General features: G+C 56.5%; 17 protein-coding genes and 1 tRNA gene. 10 read left to right on the forward strand and 8 right to left on the reverse strand.

Annotation, left to right across the window (positions count from 1 at the left end; translation table 11 throughout):
- Positions 1 to 41 precede the first annotated feature (41 nt).
- Complete coding sequence (dgcN, locus tag AC2FF8_RS06140; protein ID WP_496879192.1) at positions 42 to 1,043, reverse strand: N-acetyltransferase DgcN; 1,002 nt, start codon at positions 1,041 to 1,043, stop codon at positions 42 to 44.
- A 294-nt stretch (positions 1,044 to 1,337) separates the two neighbouring features.
- Here dgcN and AC2FF8_RS06145 point away from each other — a divergent pair, with 294 nt between their 5' ends.
- A complete protein-coding gene (locus tag AC2FF8_RS06145; protein ID WP_496879193.1) occupies positions 1,338 to 2,300 on the forward strand; it encodes an L-malyl-CoA/beta-methylmalyl-CoA lyase in 963 nt (320 codons plus the stop codon).
- A 45-nt stretch (positions 2,301 to 2,345) separates the two neighbouring features.
- On the opposite strand, the gene AC2FF8_RS06150 is transcribed toward AC2FF8_RS06145, so the two are convergent.
- Both AC2FF8_RS06150 and AC2FF8_RS06155 read right to left on the reverse strand, forming a co-directional pair.
- The gene (locus AC2FF8_RS06150; RefSeq protein ID WP_170346016.1) at positions 2,346 to 2,924 is read right to left on the reverse strand and encodes a PA14 domain-containing protein; all 579 of its coding nucleotides are present in this window, start codon (positions 2,922 to 2,924) and stop codon (positions 2,346 to 2,348) included.
- A 119-nt stretch (positions 2,925 to 3,043) separates the two neighbouring features.
- Positions 3,044 to 3,496, reverse strand: a complete 453-nt coding sequence (locus tag AC2FF8_RS06155) for an Lrp/AsnC family transcriptional regulator (protein WP_496759560.1) — start codon at positions 3,494 to 3,496, stop codon at positions 3,044 to 3,046.
- A 73-nt stretch (positions 3,497 to 3,569) separates the two neighbouring features.
- Between AC2FF8_RS06155 and AC2FF8_RS06160 the strand changes: the two genes are divergently transcribed.
- Entirely contained in the window at positions 3,570 to 4,166 is a 597-nt protein-coding gene (locus tag AC2FF8_RS06160) for a LysE family translocator (protein WP_257599314.1), read from the forward strand.
- A 4-nt stretch (positions 4,167 to 4,170) separates the two neighbouring features.
- Here the strand turns inward: AC2FF8_RS06160 and AC2FF8_RS06165 are convergent, their stop codons facing one another.
- Positions 4,171 to 4,323, reverse strand: coding sequence for a hypothetical protein (locus AC2FF8_RS06165; RefSeq protein WP_170346013.1), 153 nt, complete (start codon positions 4,321 to 4,323; stop codon positions 4,171 to 4,173).
- A 103-nt stretch (positions 4,324 to 4,426) separates the two neighbouring features.
- On the opposite strand from AC2FF8_RS06165, the gene AC2FF8_RS06170 reads away from it, so the two are divergent.
- Positions 4,427 to 5,389 (forward strand): acetyl-CoA carboxylase carboxyltransferase subunit alpha, encoded by a 963-nt coding sequence (locus AC2FF8_RS06170; RefSeq protein ID WP_496879194.1) that lies wholly within the window; start codon positions 4,427 to 4,429, stop codon positions 5,387 to 5,389.
- Between the two features lie 3 nt (positions 5,390 to 5,392).
- On the opposite strand, the gene AC2FF8_RS06175 is transcribed toward AC2FF8_RS06170, so the two are convergent.
- The 3 genes from AC2FF8_RS06175 to AC2FF8_RS06185 form a co-directional block, all read right to left on the reverse strand.
- A complete protein-coding gene (locus AC2FF8_RS06175) occupies positions 5,393 to 6,523 on the reverse strand; it encodes a lytic murein transglycosylase (protein WP_496871440.1) in 1,131 nt (376 codons plus the stop codon).
- A 113-nt stretch (positions 6,524 to 6,636) separates the two neighbouring features.
- Positions 6,637 to 7,284, reverse strand: a complete 648-nt coding sequence (locus AC2FF8_RS06180; RefSeq protein WP_170346010.1) for a GntR family transcriptional regulator — start codon at positions 7,282 to 7,284, stop codon at positions 6,637 to 6,639.
- Between the two features lie 30 nt (positions 7,285 to 7,314).
- A complete protein-coding gene (locus AC2FF8_RS06185; RefSeq protein WP_496879195.1) occupies positions 7,315 to 8,010 on the reverse strand; it encodes a M48 family metallopeptidase in 696 nt (231 codons plus the stop codon).
- 100 nt (positions 8,011 to 8,110) lie between these two features.
- Here AC2FF8_RS06185 and AC2FF8_RS06190 point away from each other — a divergent pair, with 100 nt between their 5' ends.
- The 7 genes from AC2FF8_RS06190 to AC2FF8_RS06220 all read left to right on the forward strand — a co-directional run bounded on the left by AC2FF8_RS06190 (position 8,111) and on the right by AC2FF8_RS06220 (position 13,123).
- Positions 8,111 to 8,437, forward strand: a complete 327-nt coding sequence (locus AC2FF8_RS06190) for a TIGR02300 family protein (protein ID WP_496871436.1) — start codon at positions 8,111 to 8,113, stop codon at positions 8,435 to 8,437.
- A gap of 143 nt (positions 8,438 to 8,580) precedes the next feature.
- A tRNA-Ala gene (locus AC2FF8_RS06195) sits at positions 8,581 to 8,656 on the forward strand.
- Between the two features lie 327 nt (positions 8,657 to 8,983).
- A complete protein-coding gene (locus tag AC2FF8_RS06200; protein ID WP_496879196.1) occupies positions 8,984 to 9,544 on the forward strand; it encodes a recombinase family protein in 561 nt (186 codons plus the stop codon).
- A gap of 1,480 nt (positions 9,545 to 11,024) precedes the next feature.
- Positions 11,025 to 11,456, forward strand: coding sequence for a c-type cytochrome (locus tag AC2FF8_RS06205; RefSeq protein ID WP_480683650.1), 432 nt, complete (start codon positions 11,025 to 11,027; stop codon positions 11,454 to 11,456).
- A 10-nt stretch (positions 11,457 to 11,466) separates the two neighbouring features.
- Positions 11,467 to 11,808, forward strand: coding sequence for a copper resistance CopC family protein (locus AC2FF8_RS06210; protein ID WP_496879197.1), 342 nt, complete (start codon positions 11,467 to 11,469; stop codon positions 11,806 to 11,808).
- 2 nt (positions 11,809 to 11,810) lie between these two features.
- Positions 11,811 to 12,677, forward strand: coding sequence for a CopD family protein (locus tag AC2FF8_RS06215; protein WP_480683648.1), 867 nt, complete (start codon positions 11,811 to 11,813; stop codon positions 12,675 to 12,677).
- Between the two features lie 11 nt (positions 12,678 to 12,688).
- The gene (locus AC2FF8_RS06220) at positions 12,689 to 13,123 is read left to right on the forward strand and encodes a c-type cytochrome (RefSeq protein WP_480683647.1); all 435 of its coding nucleotides are present in this window, start codon (positions 12,689 to 12,691) and stop codon (positions 13,121 to 13,123) included.
- 339 nt (positions 13,124 to 13,462) lie between these two features.
- Here AC2FF8_RS06220 and AC2FF8_RS06225 read toward each other — a convergent pair whose 3' ends face one another.
- Positions 13,463 to 14,245 carry a dimethylarginine dimethylaminohydrolase family protein gene (locus AC2FF8_RS06225; RefSeq protein WP_425078868.1) on the reverse strand — a complete coding sequence of 261 codons (783 nt, stop codon included), beginning with the start codon at positions 14,243 to 14,245 and terminating at the stop codon, positions 13,463 to 13,465.

Below are 14,245 nucleotides of genomic sequence, written 5' to 3' on the forward strand. Positions count from 1 at the left end.
GCCAGCGGCGGAACCGGCCCGCCACCGGCGGACCGGTTGGATCACATCGCGGCCAGCGCGTCCACCAACTTGCCCGAGCCGAACCGGAACGGATCGGTCGCCGGCAGCCCCATGTCCGTTTCGATCCTGGCCAGATATGCTGTCGCGTCCTCTTCGGACATGTGCTGCGTGTTGACCGAAACGCCGACGACCTGACAATCCGGGTTCGCCACTTTGGCCAGGGCCAGCGCGGTGTCACGCAGGGTTTCGAGCGTCGGCAGCTGATAGGTCGGCAGACCACGCATGTGCTCGCGGGTCGGTTCATGGCTCAGGATCAGCGCGTCAGGCTGGCCGCCGTGGATCAGCGCCATGGTCACACCGGAATAGGATACATGGAACAGCGATCCCTGGCCTTCGATCAGGTCCCAGTGATCGTCATCATTGTCAGGTGTCAGCCATTCGATCGAGCCGGCCATGAAATCCGCAACTACGGCGTCCAGCGGCACGCCATCGCCGGTGATCAGAATGCCCGTTTGACCAGTCGCGCGGAAGGTCGACTTCATACCACGCTTGCGCATTTCCGCATCCATCGCCATTGCGGTGTACATCTTGCCGACCGAACAATCGGTGCCCACGGCCAGACAACGCTTGCCCTTGCGCTTGATCCCGTTGGCAATCGGGTAATCGACCTCAGGTACACGCACATCGTGCAGCTTTCGACCCGTCGCTTCGGCCACCGCCACCAGATCGGGCTCGTCGCGCAACAGGTTGTGCAGGCCAGAGGCCAGGTCAAACCCTTCCTCAAGCGCCATGACCAGAACCTTTTTCCATTCCTGGCTGATGACGCCGCCACGGTTGGCCACACCTATAACCAGCGTTTTTGCGCCGGCCGCTTTCGCCTCGGTCAGGGTCATATCCTTCAGACCCAGATCAGCCTTGCAGCCGTCCATACGATATTGGCCGACGGCGTTTTCCGGGCGCCAGTCCTTGATGCCCACAGCCACTTTGGCCGCCAATTGGTCGGGCGCATCGCCCAAAAACAGCAGGTACGGTGTCTCGATCATTGCGGTCACTCCTTTGATTCCGGCCTAAGCTAGAGAAGCGCTTAAACGAGCGTTTCGCGTTTTGATCCGCCAAACACGACAAGTGCGCGATGTTCTTGCACCATTGACCCAGAAAGCGCAAAATAATTCGAAGTTTTCAAAATGATTAAACTTTAATCACCACTTCTCAGCTGTTGGAATGCAGCTTTCTGCAACCGCATTGCCGCAGATGCACAATCTCCTTGCGCCAGGTTGCGCAATTTAATACCTCATTGGGCGAGAAAATCGCAATTTCATTACCCATACGAGGTCCAGATGAGCTTTCGCATCCAACCCGCCGCGCCTGCACGACCCAATCGCTGCCAACTGTTTGGTCCGGGATCGAATACCAAACTGTTCCCGAAAATGGCAGCTTCTGCTGCGGATGTGATCAACCTTGACCTCGAGGATTCGGTTGCGCCTTCGGACAAGGACATCGCCCGCGCCAATGTCATCGAAGCCCTGAACACTGTTGACTGGGGCAACAAATACATATCCGTTCGCATCAACGGATTGGATACCCCCTATTGGTATCGTGACGTTGTCGACGTGTTGGAGCAGGCAGGCGACCGTCTGGACCAGATCATGATCCCCAAAGTCGGCTGCGCATCGGATGTCTATGCCGTGGATGCCCTTGTCACCGCCATTGAACGCGCCAAGGGCCGGACCAAACCGATCAGCTTCGAGGTCATTATCGAATCCGCTGCCGGCATCGCGCATGTGGAAGAGATCGCAGCCTCCTCACCCCGTTTGCAGGCCATGAGCCTTGGGGCCGCAGATTTTGCGGCCTCGATGGGAATGCAGACCACGGGCATCGGCGGCACTCAGGAAAACTATTACATGCTGCGCGAGGGTGAAAAACACTGGTCCGATCCGTGGCACTGGGCCCAAGCCGCCATCGTTGCGGCCTGCCGCACCCACGGGGTGCTGCCAGTGGATGGGCCATTCGGGGATTTCAGCGATGATGAAGGGTACATCGCTCAGGCGAAGCGCTCGGCCACGCTGGGCATGGTCGGCAAATGGGCGATACATCCCAAGCAGATTGCACTGGCCAATCAGGTCTTTACCCCGTCGGATGAGGCCGTTTCCGAGGCCCGCGAAATCCTGGCCGCGATGGAACAGGCCAAAGCCAACGGTGAGGGCGCAACCGTCTATAAAGGCCGCCTTGTCGACATCGCCTCAATCAAGCAGGCCGAAGTCATCGTGGCACAGGCCGAACTGATTGCGGCGGGCAGCTAAGCCCCAAAAAAAGGGCGCTCGATGGAGCGCCCTTTTGTGAATTCCTCAACGGCCAAAAACGTCATTGGGCGTCCATGTGAAGCGTTCCCCCTTCTTTCCTGACTTCATCATCAGGCAAGAGGTTCCCAGTTTCTGGAAATAGACGATCTTCAATGGATACCAGCCCGCCTTGGGCACCTCCACTTCGGTGCGTTGATTGGCTTCACAGCCCTGAATACCCTTGACAAGGCCAATCTGCTGGCCGCCAACCCAAGCTTCTATCCCGTCATTCGACCACGTTTCCAGCTCGTAAACGCCCGGTGAGTCAAACCGCATATACCCTGTGACCTCGGCGGCAACGTTGTAGGCCTCGTCGAACGTCATGACGTCCTCACCCTTGCTTGTGTCCCTGTAATCCAACCCACGCAACGGCTTTCCGGGCTTCGCCTTAGACAGCATGCTTTTTGCCTGACTAAGATCCCGGATCTTCTTGTGCTGATTTCCTGTACCAATGTATTTGACATTCAACCCTGCCTTCGGAGAAGGCTGTGGATTGGCAGGTTGCAGTTTCAGCGGGGCAGACAAAGCGGCCCCGGCAATGACCGACATGGCAACTGCGGTCGCCACTGTTCGAACGAGTTTCATCCTAATCTCCCTGTTTGCGTGCCGTTTTGGCTGGGCATATCCCCTGGCAACGTCATTACAGTGACACTAGGCTCTGAAAATTTGCGCTGCAAGAGAGTGTGGCTTCACAATTGCAGAGGCTACGCACGCAGATCCTTGGGCGACCCCATGACCACATAGGACGTGATCGACGTGACATGCGGCAACGTTCCCAGCACCTCGGTATGGAAGGTCTTGTAGGACGGCAGATCGGCGCATTCGACGCGCAGCAGGTATTCGATCGTACCGGTGATGTTGTGACATTCGACCACTTCGGGGGCTTGTTGCAGGGCCCGCTCGAACCCCTCTTGCGCCGCTTTCGTGTGTTCGCCAAGACCGACCCCGATATAGGCGACAAAGCCGACACCCATCGCCGCCGGGTTCAGAACCGCACGATAGCCGGTGATCACGCCGGCCTTCTCAAGCTCTTGAACACGACGCAGGCAGGCGGAAGGCGACAGCCCGACCCGTTCGGCCAGTTCCAGATTGCTGATGCGCCCATCACGGGTCAGTTCGTGCAATATCTGGCGATTTATCTGATCATTCTTCATCACAAGTTGCAGAAATAGCCGAAACACGCACGAAAAAGCAATTTCATTTGCTGCCGGTCGGACGATACTTCGCAGTATGACCTACGACATCCTTCTGGCCCTCATCGCCTTTGCCTTCGTGACATCCATTACGCCCGGGCCGAACAATCTGATGCTGATGGCATCGGGTGCGAATTTCGGCTTTCGGCGTTCCATCCCGCATATGCTGGGCATTGGCCTTGGCTTCACGCTCATGGTGCTGCTGGTCGGGGCCGGGCTGGTTCAGGTCTTTGACCGATATCCGGTCAGTTATTCAGTGCTGAAGGTCGTGTCGGTGATCTATCTGCTTTATCTGGCATGGAAGATCGCACATGCCGCACCGGCCGGGGGCGCTTTGGCAGCGGGGACTCCCATGACGTTTCTACAGGCCGCTGCCTTTCAGTGGGTGAACCCCAAAGCCTGGGCCATGGCCCTGACCGCCACGACCGCTTACACACCCAGTCAGACCCTGCACGCAATTGCCCTCGTTGCGCTGGTTTTCGGGGCGGTCAACCTGCCATCGGTGAGCACATGGACCTTTCTTGGACAGCAAATGTCGCGGGTGCTGACGAACCCGCGCCGATTGATTGTGTTCAACTGGACAATGGCGGTGCTGCTTGTGGCCTCGCTCTATCCCGTTCTCTGGCCCGGTTGACCCGCTACGACAGCAGGCAAGTTTCGGCCAGCACATCCTCGGGCGCGGTGTCGGGTGGGTACAGGGTCAGACGCCGCGTTAGACTGTCGTGGGTGCAGGTCAGAACGCGCAGCGCGGGGTCCTTCTTGGCGGCGGCCTTCAGTATCCGTTTTTCCATTCACCCATCTGAAATCGAACATCTTCACCACTCGGATCTTGCCGAGTTGCATCCGGAGCACCATCAGGCCATATAGCAGGGAACTTTCGCGTTGAGAGGCGTCATGACCCAGTATCTGGATTTCGAAAAACCGCTGGCTGAAATTGAAGGCAAGGCTGAAGAGCTGCGTGCGCTGGCCCGCACCAACGAAGAGATGGACGTAACCGAAGAAGCCTCCGCGTTGGACGCCAAAGCCGCCAAGCTTCTGGATGAGCTTTACGCCGACCTGACCCCATGGCGGAAATGCCAGGTCGCCCGACACCCGGAACGCCCGCATTGCAGCGATTACGTCGATGCCCTGTTCACCGAATTCACCCCTTTGGCCGGAGATCGCAATTTTGCCGATGATCTGGCCGTGATCGGCGGGCTTGCACGTTTCAACGATCAACCGGTCATGGTGATCGGCCATGAAAAAGGCAGCGACACCAAATCGCGGATCGAACGAAATTTCGGCATGGCCCGGCCCGAAGGTTATCGCAAGGCGGTCCGCCTGATGGAGATGGCCGGTCGGTTTGGCCTGCCGGTGATCACCCTGATCGATACTGCCGGCGCCTATCCCGGCAAGGGCGCCGAGGAACGTGGTCAGTCCGAAGCGATTGCCCGGTCGACCCAGATGTGCCTGAAGATCGGTGTGCCGCTGGTGTCGGTCATCATCGGCGAAGGCGGCTCGGGCGGGGCCGTGGCCTTTGCCACCGCCAACCGCGTGGCGATGCTGGAACACTCGGTCTATTCGGTGATCTCGCCGGAAGGTTGCGCATCGATCCTGTGGAAAGATGCAGAAAAGATGCGTGAAGCGGCCGAAGCGCTGCGTCTGACCGCTCAGGACCTTCACAAGCTTGGCGTTTGCGACCGGATCATCCCTGAACCCAAGGGCGGCGCGCATCGCGATCGTCCGGCCGCTGTCGAAGCTGTACGCGCGGCTCTCACCGATATGTTGGCGGAACTGGACGGCAAAGATGCGGCGACCCTGATTCAGGACCGCCGTCAAAAATTCCTCGATATCGGCTCAAAGGGGTTGGCGGCGTAACCGTCAGCCACCCAACCTGCGCAACAAGGCAACCGAGGGCTCTCCGGTGACCGCAAGGCCATTGGCGCTTTGATACGCGCTGATGGCTGACGTTGTGTTTTTGCCGATCACCCCGTCCGCGCCTTTCGTATCATACCCTTGGGATGTCAGCCGCCGTTGCAATTCCTTGCGGTCGTCCAATGTCAGACCGTTTGCATCTGGCCCGAACGAGGCCTGAAACGGAGCGCCGCCGGCGATTCTGTCCGCCAGATGACCGACCCCGATCGCGTAACTGTCCGAATTGTTATAGCGCTTGATGACCTGAAAATTGCGGAAGACGGCAATGCGCGGTCCGGGCACCTGCGGTTGCAGCACGGCCACCGGAGTACCGGAAACCGTTCCGACCTCGCCCCCCCAGGGCTGCCCCCGCACCCAGCCTGCGCGCGACAGGTAAGCAGCGGTCGAAGCCAGCGAATCCGTCGGATCATCCGACCAGATATCCCGCCGCCCGTCGCCGGTGAAATCCACCGCATAGGCCAGGTAGGAGGTTGGAATGAACTGCGTATGCCCCATCGCACCGGCCCAGCTGCCGGTCATCTTGTCAGGCGTGGTGTCGCCATTCTGAAGGATCTTCAGCGCCGCGATCAACTGGCTTTCAAAGAACTGACCACGCCGCCCATCATAAGCCAGTGTCGACAGAGCTGACACAACGGGCACATCGCCGCGACGCGCCCCATAGCGGCTTTCCAGCCCCCACACTGCAACGACGATTTCCTTGTCTACCCCGTACTGCGCCTCGATCTGCGACAGCGTCCCGTTGTATTGCCGCAGCATCTTCTGGCCGGTGCTGATCCGCTCGTCCGAGGCGGCAATGGCCAGATAATCCTCGAGCGAACGCTTGAACTCTACCTGATTGCGGTCGCGCTCGATCACATCGGGAAGGTACCCTGCCCCCTGAAAAGCGCGGTCAATTGTGGATTGTGAAATTCCCTGCGATGCCGCCCTGCCCTTGAACCCGGCGACCCAGGCATCCCACCCTGCATTGGGAACGGACCGCATACGCGACGCAGGCGCGCTGGATGGCGCGCCGCCACCCGTGCAGGCGGCCAACAATGTAGATCCAAGGCAAATGGAAAAAGTCCGGCGAGTGATCATGGCTGTGGTCTGCTCTTGTTTGTGATTTGCCTCAAGAGTAACCCAGTCGGGCTGAACAGGCCAGAACAGTGAAACCCTCTATCTTGTGCGCAGAAAGGTCGGCGGGATGCCGCTCAGCTCACCAGCAAACGCAGTCCCTGCGTCACGTCCGAGCGGACCGCCAAGCGCAAGCCCGGTTCGTCCCCTGCCTTGAGAGCAGCAATGATCAGCTTGTGATAATGCGGTGGTTCAGTGCGCCTGAGACGCCCGTAAAGCGCCCTCATCGTCGGCCCGAGTTGCAGCCAGACCGTTTCGGCAATGGCCAGCATCGCGGGCGCCTGAGCCCGCAGGTACAGGGTGCGGTGAAACTCCAGATTTGAACGGATGTACCCAACCGCGTCCCGCTTGGTCACCATCTCGGCAACGGTCATGTTGATGGTCTGCAACCGGTCGATCAGCGCAATATGCGCCCGGGGCAGAGCCCGGCTGGCCAGCTCGACTTCCAGCAACGCGCGCAAGGCCGCCAATTCTTCGATCCGGTCGTTGGTCAATTCAGGTGTCGAGACCCGGCCGGAATTGGACAGAAACAAAGCCCCCTCGGCGGCCAGACGGCGCACGGCCTCTCGCGCCGGGGTCATCGAGACGCCGAATTCCTTGCCGATGCCACGCAAGGTCAGCGCCTGACCCGGCGCCATCTCGCCATGCATGATTCGAGATCTCAGGGCGCGGTACACCCGGTCATGAGTGGCAGTTTGGGTGTCAGACGGGCGTGTGCTCAGCATCCGCTTATGTGATCACAAAACAGCGCAAGGTCAACTCGGCTTTGCGTCAAACCTGTATCGATGCAACTCTGCCCCATTGTCGCGCAACCAGCGTCGGGGTTGCTGATAGGGGCCGAAAATGCGTTCCACCTGTTCCCAGAACGCGGGCGAGTGGTTCATCTGGGCAAGATGCGCCACCTCGTGTGCGGCCACATAATGCAGCACCTCGGACGGCGCGAGAATGAGCCGCCACGAGAACATCAATCCACCGTGCGAACTGCATGATCCCCAGCGTGACCGCGTGTCGCGCAGGCTGAGCGTGCTGTACGACCGCCCCAGCATTGCCGCGTAATCATCGCACGCGCCGATCAGACGGTCCCGCGCCAATTCCTTCAGAAACCGGGCCAATCTGCGCGCCTCGGACCCTTCCGGCACTGCGACCTCGTCCGCCAGTAACTGAACACGCCGACCCTTCGCCGGCACGATTCGCCGGACAATGCCTTCAATCGGTATCTTCTGCCCGAACTGCACCACGGCCGTTTCCGGCCTGTCCTGCAAATGCTGGCGAATCCACTCTTCCTTGGTACGCGCGAAACTCAGCGCCTCGGATTCAGGCACTCCGACCGGATAGGTCAGCGTAACCCGGCCATCCAGTTGAGAAATTCGCAAACTGATGCGCCGCGCCCGGGCGGATTTGCGCAGCCTCAGCGGCACCGGCGGCGTCCCTGGCAATGCGTGCTCTCTCATATCGCGACCTCTCTTGCGCAAAGACTTTGACAGTGCCCTCTGCCTGTGGCAGGTGAGCTGAATCATTTAGACGACTCACCTGATATCAAGGGGATTTGACATGCCCAAGGAAGAATGGGGCGTAAAGCGCGTTTGCCCGACCACCGGTAAGCGATTCTACGACCTGAACAAGGACCCGATCATCAGCCCCTACACTGGCGAGATCGTGGAGCTTGAAACATCCAAAAGCCGCATGATCGCGGCGGATGCAGAAGATGCCGCCTCGGTCAAGGCGCGTGAAAACGCGTCGGAAGAGGAGCTGGTACTGGATGACGACGACTCTGTCGACGTCGAACTGGATGACGATCTGCTGGATGACGATGATGACACCAGTGATGACGTTTCGCTGGATGATATCACCGACATGTCTTCGGAAGACGAAAACTGATCACGTCAAAGGCGACCACAGGGTCGCCTTTTTCGTTCCACGTACAGCTTGGTGCGGAAATTCGCGTTCGATTCCATTTTTGGACTTGCACTCGTCGTCACTGTCTCCTAAACGTCCGTCCACCGCATCAGCGGTACCTAGATGGGGCCTTAGCTCAGTTGGGAGAGCGCTTGCATGGCATGCAAGAGGTCAGGGGTTCGACTCCCCTAGGCTCCACCAAAACCTAACAGATCAACTAGATAGCAAGCATTAGAGTGGTGTGACACACAGGTGTGACACAAAATGAAGCTGCATGCGTATCTCTTACTGTCCCGACATGGCATATATTACTTCCGTTGGCCCCTTCCTGACACGACACCGAAACCCCACACCAGACCAAACACCACACGCAAGACCCTTCGGGTATCATTGCGTACAAGATGCCCAAAAGAGGCTGCCCCAGCGACACAACTGGCACACACGCAAATTGTGTCTCATAGATATTGACTTCGCCTTTTGAGACGATATGTATCTCAATATTTAAGATTTTGCGAGACGGAACAGATCATGCTTGTTGGCTATGCAAGAACTTCCACTTTGGATCAAACGGCGGGGCTTGATGCTCAGTTGCGGGAACTGGAACGGTCCGGGTGTGACAAGGTATTCACCGAACAGGTATCCTCAGTGGACGTCAGAGCGCGTGAGAAGCTCACAGAGGCGCTGAACTTCATTCGTGAGGGTGATCACCTAGTAGTCACCAAGCTGGATCGTCTGGCGCGCTCTATGACCCACCTGATGGAAGTCCGCAGCCAGCTTGACGCCGCTGGGGCGCACCTGACGATTTTGGGCCTAAGTCTCGACACTGCCACGGCCCAAGGGAAGCTGATGTTGAACCTGCTGGGAAGTGTTGCCGAGTTTGAGCGCGAGATCATGCTGGAACGTCAGCGTGAAGGAATTGCCAAGGCCAAAGCTGCCGGAAAGTACAAAGGGCGCAAGCCAACCGCATTGGCAAAGTCTGACGAGGTGCTTGCTCTGGCAGGTAAAGGCGTCGGCGCTACCAAGATCGCTAAAGACCTCGAAATCAGCCGTGCATCGGTATACCGGATACTCAATGCAGGTCAACGCTGACCGCTGCTACCCCATTTGTTGGCGGAAAGGAGAGGTGAAATCTGTCCCTGAACAGATGTACGCTCGTGCCGGGTTATCTATCTTCTTTGCAATCTGTGTGCATATTTGCTGAGACCGACTTAGCCCTCCCTCAATTGAATACATAAAACCGGATAGGTGACGAAATCCCGTCATCTGTCTGCCGCTGCACGGTTATGTATTGGTTTGAATACCAGATTGTACCAATCCTGAATGGTATACCTGATGTATGAACATAGTATGTGACCATAGATCACTATCATAGTTGATATTCATAGCATGCTTACCGGATGTATATACTGATACTATACACCTTAGCTAATAGCTGGATAGTATTCCATATATATAAATATACGTATATACATAGTGTATCTAGTTGTGTGATACACAGAGTATGCACACTGACTGTATATACCTAGTATAGTAGATCAATATCTATACATAGCACCATAGTGCAAATCACCTGTATAGCTAGCCATGGTAAACCACCAAATTGATATACTTGGTATATATAATAGATAGCAAATTGCTTATCTATCTGTTTTAGATGTCTTCCGGCCTGCCAGCATGAAAACTTGTAGGCTTTGGTACTGCACTGCCAGCATCGAAACGTGACGGCTGCTGAACCACTTGGAGGCTGGATGCATCCAATCTCGGCTTCAAGTCCGAAGTTGGTTGGTAGGTCGGCTTAGTGCTTTTGTCGGGCTGGCGTTTGCTGCGTACCACGAACAGCACTACTACCCCTACAATGATAAGCAGTATCAATACTTCCACAGGATCGGGCCTTGTTAATTGTTTAGTTCAAAACAAACGCAGAGAAGTCCGCAAACACACTGCACGTTATGGTGGATACTGGTGTGAGTGAGAGGTTTTTCCAGTGGAAAATGGCCTAAATCACGTCTTGAACATCCGCCTTGGACCCAAGGCATAACTGGTCGCTACAAAATACCTAGTGTACCAACGTTGTAATGTGTCTTCCTCTGCATTAGCGTCCCGAACCATGGTCATAAGGCGATACTCCCGTGTTCTGCTAGTCAGCGTTCTGGTCATCCTGACCGGGTTGGGCACCATTGCTCAGGCCCTATCAATTGGCTGCATCGGCCACCACTGTGAAGGCCAAATGCAATCGGCAAAACACACTGTCGAAGCAATGAGCAGTGGCGATATCACAACCTCAACCACCCACCATGACCCGGACAGTTCAGGAACCGAGGAATGTAACCCCGCTTTCTGTCAAGCAGTTGTATTGCTGTCCCAGAACCGTGAAGCCGAGCAGGATCAACTGGATATTGACCCCGAGTTCCAGAGTAGAGCCCAAGCCAAGCTGAATGAACCAGACAGCCCTTACAGGCCCCCTGACCTTTGAAGCAGCGTAAATCCTTGCGGACGTAAGCGAACGGCACGTGCGGCTGTTCGCGATGTGTCGCAGCGTTACCAGCTTCCAGAATGTCAGGACCAACCCATGAAAAAAAGATACTTACTAGTCGGCGTATGCACCGTCGCTGCCGTCGCCGCTTTCATAACTCTTCGACCCGGTTCAATCGAAGAGGCCGCACCACAGGAACCACTTGAAGGCGATGCTATGGTCGCAATTCAGATGCCGCCCATCGAGGGTAATGCCGCAATCGGCCAGCGTGTCTTTGAGGTCTCCTGCGCCTCCTGCCACGGCGTCAATGCGGTCGGTGTAGAAGGCGCAGGACCGCCTCTGATCCACAAAATATACGAACCCAGCCACCACGCTGATGAAGCCTTTCAGAGGGCGGTTTCACAAGGTGTAAGAAGCCACCATTGGCAGTTTGGCGACATGCCGCCCGTGGAAGGTCTGACGCGAGGTGACGTTGCCATGGTGATCGCGTACATTCGTGAAATTCAACGTGCCAACGGGATCAATTGAGGACAAGACCATGAAAAAGATCATAACGCTCGCACTCATGTCTGCCCTTCCCAGCGGCGTACTGGCGCATTCCAAGGTCGATGAAACAACCCCTGCCGACGGAGCCACAATAACTACTGTGCCCGTTGAAATCGGCCTCAACTTCTCTGAGGACATCCGACTGACACTGATAGAGATAGCCCATGAAGAACACTCGGCAGTAAGCCTAGATTTGGGCGACCAGACAAGTTTTGGTCAGAAATTCACGATCCCACTGCCGAGCAATGGAACGGGCACCTATGTCATTGAATGGCGAGGCTTAGGTGAAGATGGCCATGCGATGCAGGGCGAGTTTTCCTTTACCGTGGAATGAGCATGCCAGACATTTGGGGTATTGCCGCAGTCTTCGCAAAGCTGGGGCTCTACATCGGCTTTGCGGGCTCCACCGGGCTAATGATTGTTAGCTGCCTCTATTCCGGCTTTGTCGCACCGATTCACCGAGTGATGAAGCGCCAAGCTAGGGCCTTAGCGTGCCTTGCTCTCGCCGCAACGGTAGTTGGCTTCATGCTTCGTGGAGCCGCCTTAACAGGCGGAATTGACGGCATGGTCGATCCAGAGATGCTTGGTCTACTTTGGCAGACATCCGTGGGCGACGTCCTTGTCTACCGCCTTATCGGCGCAGTGATGATCCTTGTGGGACTGTCTGTTCCTCGGTTTGGTCTATGGATCGCATTGTTGGGTGGCACAGTGGCTTTGTGGTCCTTTGCACAGATCGGGCACGTGCCCGAACTAGAGAGTTTTGGCGTCCAACTCTTGCTCCTGTTGCATCTGCTATGTGTAGCCTTCTGGGTGGGCATCTTTAGCCCGCTGCGGAGTATGGCTCTCATGCCTGAACACCTGACAGATGCTGCTGAACTTGGTAATAGGTTTGGGCAAACTGCCGCGTTGGTTGTACCGGCTTTGATCGGTGCTGGCCTATGGATGGCTTGGTTACTTATCGGCAATCTCCAAGGGCTCTTGTTCACTGGCTACGGGCAGGCACTGTTGTTCAAAGTGTTCCTTGTGGGGCTGTTGTTGATCCTCGCCGCAGCGAACAAGCTCCGATTTGTTCCGTCCATGCAAAGTGGAGAGGCTAAAGCAGCGCGACACCTCGCTCGATCTATCGAGGTCGAGGCAATAGTCGTATTAGTGGTTTTGGCGACAACGGCGACACTCACCAGCGTACTAACACTTCCGAGTTAAGGTAGGTAGAGATGAACAAACACCTGTGTGCACTCGCTCTATGCAGTATTGGTACTAGCGTCGCTGCAGACCATGAGTTGTTAGACAGAGACCTTGCGAATGGGCAAGAACACTACGCAGAGCACTGTGCCTCATGTCATGGAGTTAATCTGGAAGGCCAACCCAACTGGCAAACACCCGACGATGACGGAGTGTTACCTGCACCACCACATGACGTGACAGGGCACACATGGCACCATGATAACCAGCTACTGTTTGAGTATAGCAAACTAGGTGGAGCAGACGCATTGGCGGCACGCGGCATCCAAGACTTCAATAGTGGCATGCCCGGCTTTGAAAGCACCCTAACTGACGAAGACATATGGGACGTGCTGGCCTACATACGTTCCACTTGGCCCGACGATGTTCAGCAAATGCAGGCCAGCCGCAACCTTCCGCACCAGTAGAAGACAGTAGTCTGGTGTGTGTTTGGATGTACACAGTTCAACGTAGCAGGTTGTGCACTTCTATGTGTGACACTATGGTGAGACACACTGCAAACCAACACACTACAATAGTGTTTACTATCAGTGCATTAGGCGTTCTGTGGCGTTTCCCCTAGGCTCCACCAAAACCTAACAGAACAACCAGATAGCAAGCATTAGAGCGGTGTGACACACAGGTGTGACACAAACTGAAGCTGCATGCGTAACCGGAAGAGACCAAGCTTGTTCACCGCTCGTCTTTCGAACCATCAAGACGCCAACCTGCCGAATTCACTGGGGTCTGAATCCGGCAGCTGACCCTCAGAATCTCAATGACAGACAGGACATGCCACCATCAAGCTTTGCACAATCGGTATTGTCAATTTCAATGACCTCATAGCCTTCGCGATCCAGCATCTCTGCGGTGCGAGGGAAGCCAGCGGCCATCAGCACCAGATTGTTGAACCGGATCGCGTTGGCCGCTGCCTCTTCACCGTCTGCAACATGCAGCACCCGGTAGCCTTCAAAGCAGCCCGAAGCGTCCAATCGCCGGGTCGCAAGGATTGTCTCGGCATCCATCAGCGAACAATCCGTTTTGAAGTGCAAAACGCCCTCGGGCGTGAACACTTCCCGCAGTTTGTAACCCCATTCAGAGGTGATTTTCGCCAGTTCCTCGACACCTTCCGCGTCGGTGCGGTCTGACCGGCCCACAAGGATTTCGCGACCGGTTACAAGGATGTCTCCGCCCTCGATATGGCCGGGACCTTTGATCTGTGTTACCGTATCATAGCAGGCACGCAGAGCCGGAGCGATCTCGGCCACTTCCCCCATACGCGAAGGCGCGCCCGGCCGCATCAGCACAGCACCCTGCGGCAGGCACAGCGCCGTATCTTCGACAAACTGCGCGTCAGGGAACGCATCCAGGGGATCAAGCTCGATCACCTCGGCCCCGGTGCTTTTCAGTGCTGCCACATATGCCCCATGCGCGGCCATCATCCCATCGAAATCCGGGTTTCCGATATCTTCTGCGCGCAATCCATCAGCTATGGTCGGTGCCGGGCGGCGGGTGATCGCGCGGGAAAACTCAAAAGTTGGGTCTGACAT

Source organism: Ruegeria sp. YTSA144, assembly GCF_059610125.1.

Bases quoted from the DNA above. Each gene is read 5' to 3' on its own strand.
- AC2FF8_RS06210 (WP_496879197.1), top strand. From the start codon at position 11,467: ATGAAAAAGATCATAACGCTCGCACTCATGTCTGCCCTTCCCAGCGGC.
- AC2FF8_RS06175 (WP_496871440.1), bottom strand. From the start codon at position 6,523: ATGATCACTCGCCGGACTTTTTCCATTTGCCTTGGATCTACATTGTTG.
- dgcN (WP_496879192.1), bottom strand. From the start codon at position 1,043: ATGATCGAGACACCGTACCTGCTGTTTTTGGGCGATGCGCCCGACCAA.
- AC2FF8_RS06150 (WP_170346016.1), bottom strand. From the start codon at position 2,924: ATGAAACTCGTTCGAACAGTGGCGACCGCAGTTGCCATGTCGGTCATT.
- AC2FF8_RS06200 (WP_496879196.1), top strand. From the start codon at position 8,984: ATGCTTGTTGGCTATGCAAGAACTTCCACTTTGGATCAAACGGCGGGG.
- AC2FF8_RS06185 (WP_496879195.1), bottom strand. From the start codon at position 8,010: ATGAGAGAGCACGCATTGCCAGGGACGCCGCCGGTGCCGCTGAGGCTG.
- AC2FF8_RS06160 (WP_257599314.1), top strand. From the start codon at position 3,570: ATGACCTACGACATCCTTCTGGCCCTCATCGCCTTTGCCTTCGTGACA.
- AC2FF8_RS06180 (WP_170346010.1), bottom strand. From the start codon at position 7,284: ATGCTGAGCACACGCCCGTCTGACACCCAAACTGCCACTCATGACCGG.
- AC2FF8_RS06225 (WP_425078868.1), bottom strand. From the start codon at position 14,245: ATGTCAGACCCAACTTTTGAGTTTTCCCGCGCGATCACCCGCCGCCCG.
- AC2FF8_RS06170 (WP_496879194.1), top strand. From the start codon at position 4,427: ATGACCCAGTATCTGGATTTCGAAAAACCGCTGGCTGAAATTGAAGGC.
- AC2FF8_RS06165 (WP_170346013.1), bottom strand. From the start codon at position 4,323: ATGGAAAAACGGATACTGAAGGCCGCCGCCAAGAAGGACCCCGCGCTG.
- AC2FF8_RS06205 (WP_480683650.1), top strand. From the start codon at position 11,025: ATGAAAAAAAGATACTTACTAGTCGGCGTATGCACCGTCGCTGCCGTC.
- AC2FF8_RS06145 (WP_496879193.1), top strand. From the start codon at position 1,338: ATGAGCTTTCGCATCCAACCCGCCGCGCCTGCACGACCCAATCGCTGC.
- AC2FF8_RS06190 (WP_496871436.1), top strand. From the start codon at position 8,111: ATGCCCAAGGAAGAATGGGGCGTAAAGCGCGTTTGCCCGACCACCGGT.
- AC2FF8_RS06215 (WP_480683648.1), top strand. From the start codon at position 11,811: ATGCCAGACATTTGGGGTATTGCCGCAGTCTTCGCAAAGCTGGGGCTC.
- AC2FF8_RS06220 (WP_480683647.1), top strand. From the start codon at position 12,689: ATGAACAAACACCTGTGTGCACTCGCTCTATGCAGTATTGGTACTAGC.